This is a genomic window from Paenibacillus sp. P4_A9 (assembly GCF_056402415.1).
Genome location: NZ_JBFUHL010000135.1, coordinates 1 through 5,355 on the forward strand (window position 1 = coordinate 1; position 5,355 = coordinate 5,355).

Sequence of the window (5,355 nt, forward strand, 5' to 3'; positions counted from 1 at the left end):
GATTGCCAGTAGTAAATTAAACAAAGGGACTTTCTTGAAAAAATATCTCCTTATTTCAGGGATATCTATTGGCATGGTAATCTTGACAACTTGGTTAACCTATTTTTCAGGTAGCCAACAAATAAATACAGCAATTTATGCAAGCTTTAACTCAATAAAGGCCGCTAAGCAGCACAATAATATAACACCACAAGAGAAAACTGAGCCTTTAGTTTTTATTTACCACACTCATAATCGTGAATCCTTTGTTTCTGAACTACAAATAACTTCACCAGAAGAGGCCCAGTCAATTGATATTAATAAAAATATTACATCGGTAGGAAAGCACCTCAGTGAGAAACTGGAGGGACTTAAGATAAAAGCGCTCGTAGACAGAACGGATTATGGTTCCGAGACTAACTTTAGCTATGCAGATTCTTATAAGTTATCAAGAATGACAGTAGTTAACGCCTTAAAAATAAATCCATCACTCAAAATGGTGTTTGATATACACAGGAATTCATTACCGAGAGAAAAAACTACTATTAGTATCAATGGTAGTAATGTAGCAAAAGTCCAATTTGTAGTATCTAGATCAAATACGAAATATCAAGATAATATAAAGTTTGCGAATACACTACATGATAAAATTCAAACAAATTATCCAGGTCTTCCTCAGGTTTTAATAAAAGATGCTTCCCCAGAAACAAGTTTGTCATATAATCAAGATCTGTTGCAAAATTCCCTCGTAATTGAAATTGGTGGTCCAGAGAATAGTCTTGAAGAAGAATATCGAGCAGTTGACATATTAGCTCAAACGATTGCAGAATTAGCGCCCAACCTACACTAAAATAGACAGAAAGCCGCATTTATTTTATTTGCGGCTTTTTAAACTTATTGGGGGACGAATAGAACTTATATCTTATATTGTGTATGACGGCGGGAATTGTAAGAGGACAAGAACATATATGTATAAAGAACCGCGCTCAGCGTGGTTTTATTATTTTATGGATGTAAGTTCTTGTCTTTTTCTCTAGACAAGAATATACATCCATTGCCATGGTCGAGTTATAGGTATAATATTACACATCAAAGGAGTGTTATGAGATCACCATTATATATTATTAATGGCATCATTCAAGGAATAAACAAAAAATAATGGTTCTAAGAACATATAGCTTATGCCGATTAATTGTACAAGAACATATAACTATTACCGTAAATATAGTCAAGAACTTATACCTATAGCTGATTTTTTGGACAAGAACAACGTATTATTGCCACAATACGAAATGAATCAACAAGAAGCAAATGTTAAAAATGTTATCTGAGTTGCTTGATGGCAGATCGGTAACAGACTGCAAGGCGGCGGTTATAGTATGGAGTTGCCATTGGTTGATCGAAACCTGATCACTGATTACTTGACGGTTACCGATGAGGAGGCGATTGAGGCTTGTAGGAGATTAGCGCGCGAAGAGGGGATTTTTGCGGGTTTTTCTTCCGGGGCCAATGTTGCTGCAGCCCTGCAACTGCTGAAAGAGCGAGAGAAGGGAGCACGGATCGTATTGACCATTAACGATTCAGGTTTGAAATATTTAAGCACCGATCTATACGAGTAGAGACAAGTTTGTGGCAACTCTTCGGCGGCAATGCACCTCCAAATAGCTGCAGGGTGCCTTTCCTTGAATACAAACTTTCACATATACAAATAATGTAACTAGTACGTGAAGGGAGGCAAAAAATGAACAATCAACGCGCTCAAGAGATTGCAGTTTCACCTGCCATGGTTGATGTCACTTATAATGGGACGCCAATCTACATTCAACATGTCGACGAAAAGAATGAAACCGCTAGAATTTATCCTTTAGATCAACCGGAAAACGAGCAAAGCGTCCCTTTAAGCAGTTTAGTCGAGAACTCTCAAATATTAGATATGGAAGGCATTAAAATGATATGCCCATCGCCGAGAGATTGAAAAGAACTAAGAAAAATCGGGATATGGGGCTATTTGTTCCACAAGAATTCTAACGGATAACGATTGTTCAGAGGGCGGTTCCCATTGGAACTGTCTTTTTTAACTTTTGCCTAGAAAGGAATAATCAGGATGAAGCATAAAAGAATGAACGGGTGGAAGTTCACTTTGCCGTTCTCCTTGATCTTCTCGATGCTGCTTTTGCTTCCTGTTTCGTCCTCCGGGAAGAYGTACGAGTCGATTCAAACGTTCTATCAGAGCTCCAAATCAGGTAAGCTGATCAACTTCGTCGGCGATAGTACAACAGAAACTGCGCAGGGACTATTTGAACAACTGGCCGAGATCTATGTGGCTCCCGGAGGTGTTCTGGAAGGGGCGCGAATCCGCAACCGCGGATCCAGCGGCAATACGCTGCATCATTTTGTAAACCAAATCGCTACCCACGGCAATACGCTCGACAATGTGATTAAAGACCAGGCAGACTTATATGTCGTTTCTTATGGGATCAACGACATTCGGGAAAGCAGTTCTACGCAGATTAAAACTGATCTGAAGCTCGTGGTGGACAGGCTCTTGAATGAAACACAAGGTGTGGTGCTGCTGCGCATACCGAATCCATTCCTGTCAGTGAATCGCTGGAGCTATATTCATATTGCTATTGAGAACGCGCAGCTTTAATCCGATCAGCTTTGGGATATGTATAATAGCTTTCTGGCCTATGATCCGCGCGTCGATATTCTCGATATCCCCAGTCTCGTGTTTGGGCGTCAGGTTCGGCCGGACCATCCGTTCATGCAGGATACAATCCATCCGAATGAAGCAGGCTACCKGGCGATCGCAKATGCGGCCGCTCAGAAAATATCCGGCCAACTGGTCAAGCCGAAATCAGAGGCTTTAAACCTAAATTGAATTTTTCCGCTAACAGAGAGAAATATGAAACATCGATACGGGTAAATGAAACAAGTAGAAATATGAATCAATTTAACCGGCATTGTGGAAGAAATATGAAACATAGTAGGAAAAATGGAACATGAGCACGATGGTCTAAAACGGTTCATGATATGGCAATTTGGTGATGTTCATCACTTTCGCTCGGCGCTTATAATGAAGTAGCGCCGCGAAACAGGTAAATTCATAAGGATAGGTAGAACTCTCACCTTGTAAGGGAAGATGCGAAAAGACAGCCACGTACATTAATCGTATATGGGCCTGTCTTTTTGCACTTTTACTGAGAGTGGGAAGCTTCATATGTAGTGGGAACAAGAACAAAACTTTACGGCTTTAATAGAGAGGAGCTTCTCCAGGAATGAACAAGATCAATTTCAGCACTTACTTTCCTTTAAAAAACAAATTGTTTCTGAGGATTTTGCTCTATTTCTTGTCCCTTCTATTACCAATTCTGGTTATTGGCTCATTTGTATACATTAATTTCAGCAATAAGKCGAAGGACGATTTCAAACATAAAATAGAGGCGAATTTACAGTCGTCCGCGGACTTTATCGATATTTATTTGCAGACGGCCCAGCGGTCAAGCGTAAGCTTTTTTTACGATAAAAACATCATGTCGCTCTTGCTTCCGTTCGATATGTACAGCACGTCCGACAAAGTAAAGCTGCCTAATATCTCTTACACGATCTCCCGGATCTCCGGTGATATCGGAGACTTAATCGATAACTTGTTTGTCTATGTGGATGACCAAAAAGTATATACGAAGGACGGCGTGGAGGATTTCAATTATTTTTTCAATGGCATTTATCGGTTTGATTTGTATGACACCAGCTTTTGGAGAAGCCGAAACAATAGGGACACCTATTTGGAGCTGCTCAATCCGTCCAAGGTAGTGTTTAATCAATCGTTTGAAAAAAACGCGATTCCTTTTGTGTATTCAAATATAGTGAACGGCCATCAGGCTAATCTGGTTTTGACGATTTCTGTGGAGAGGATTTCCAGGGCGATTCGAGAAAATGCCATGTTTTCCACGACACGTTTTCTGCTTTTGGACAGCAATGATCATCTCGTTTGGAACAGCATCGGAAACGGCAACGAAGAGTCGAGCCCCGTAATCACGAAGGAGCAGCTTAACAGCGGAGAAGTGACAATCAAGGGAAAATCGTATTTTGTCTCGCATATTGTATCGGGCATATATGGGTGGAAATATTATTCGCTGACGCCGATCGCCGAATTTACGGCGCAGACTACGAATCTATTCACGATGTTTGTGTCGGTTTGCTTGCTTCTAATTATTATCGGATGCATTCTGTCCTTTGTTTTCGCTTTTAACCTTTATAATCCTATTAAAAAAATTCAAGATATTGTACTAAACGAGGGAAATAAGTCATCTTCATGGATGTCGTCAAACGGCAAGCGGGAAACCGAACTGGATCGGATCGGAATGGGGATCCATCAAATCATTGAAAAAAACAACTCCTTCAAAAAAAAGCTCGACAGCATATCCATGGAATATATCGACCATATGCTGTTGAATGTCATGTTGGGGAGCAAGCCTGTCAGCGATCAGGAGCTCGACAAAATCGTACGGTGCGATCTGTCATTTAAGAAGGATCTCTTCATTTGCTGTACGATCAACTTCTCCTATAAGACCGAGTTTTATAATGAAATTCAAGACGTCGAGCGGTTGATGATCATTAACAAGATTAAGAAAATTATTGAAAGTCTTCTTGGGAAGTATTTGCCGGTTTACGTGTTCGAATCGAAACAAAACGTTTATGTATGTCTAGTTAATGCGGATGACCAGGAAGGAATGAATGATTTTAGGAGAGCGCTGCGCGGCATTATCGGAGCATTCCAGTACGATTCCAGGTATTGCAGCATTCATATCGGCCTTGGCAATAGTTATTTTGGTCTTGAAGGCATTCCTAAATCATATGCCGATTCCGCAGCCGCACTGGAAGCCGCTGATCGAAAGCCGGATTTTCTAATCGCCGAGCTACCTGACCCGGCCCAAGTAAAGAGCAGTACTTCGAATAAATCCGATCAGCTGGTTATTACGATCGTTCAGTATATCCAAAGCCATTATCATCAAGATCTCTATCTTGAGAAAATTGCCGAACATATGGGGGTTTCTTCGAAATACATTTCCAAGGTATTTAAGGATAAGACGGACACGAACCTTACGGATTACATCAGCATTACGCGCATCAATAAGGCGAAAGAAATACTCGGGAGCACGAATATGAACATCAGTGAAATTTCGGAGCGGGTCGGAATCTACAGCAGGACGACCTTCATCCGTTTGTTCAAGAAATATGAAGGTATTACGCCCAATGAGTTCAGAAAAGCAAGAAGAGCGTAAGGAGCCATGCGGAAAGCTGAAACATTGTGTTGGCGTAGTGATACATGGTGTGTTAGAAGGCGAAATGAAACAAAATGGCGAGGATTGGATG

General features: G+C 40.8%; 4 protein-coding genes and 1 pseudogene. All 5 read left to right on the forward strand.

The genetic code is table 11. The annotated features are described in order from the left end of the window. A partial coding sequence (gene spoIIP / locus AC1DVJ_RS29805; protein ID WP_477596339.1) for a stage II sporulation protein P occupies positions 1-829 on the forward strand: 829 nt, incomplete at its 5' end. 529 nt (positions 830-1,358) lie between these two features. Continuing rightward, positions 1,359-1,598 (forward strand): pyridoxal-phosphate dependent enzyme, encoded by a 240-nt coding sequence (locus AC1DVJ_RS29810; RefSeq protein ID WP_477596341.1) that lies wholly within the window; start codon positions 1,359-1,361, stop codon positions 1,596-1,598. Positions 1,599-1,720: 122 nt separating this feature from the next. After that, positions 1,721-1,897, forward strand: a pseudogene (locus tag AC1DVJ_RS29815) (small acid-soluble spore protein H); the annotation flags it as partial. Positions 1,898-2,083: 186 nt separating this feature from the next. Next, on the forward strand, positions 2,084-2,629 hold the full coding sequence (locus tag AC1DVJ_RS29820; RefSeq protein ID WP_477596343.1) for an SGNH/GDSL hydrolase family protein: 546 nt from the start codon (positions 2,084-2,086) through the stop codon (positions 2,627-2,629). A 628-nt stretch (positions 2,630-3,257) separates the two neighbouring features. After that, entirely contained in the window at positions 3,258-5,264 is a 2,007-nt protein-coding gene (locus AC1DVJ_RS29825) for a helix-turn-helix domain-containing protein (RefSeq protein ID WP_477596345.1), read from the forward strand. Positions 5,265-5,355: the final 91 nt, after the last annotated feature.

Coding starts and splice junctions, on each gene's coding strand:
- AC1DVJ_RS29810 (WP_477596341.1), top strand. CDS start 1,359: ATGGAGTTGCCATTGGTTGATCGAAACCTGATCACTGATTACTTGACG.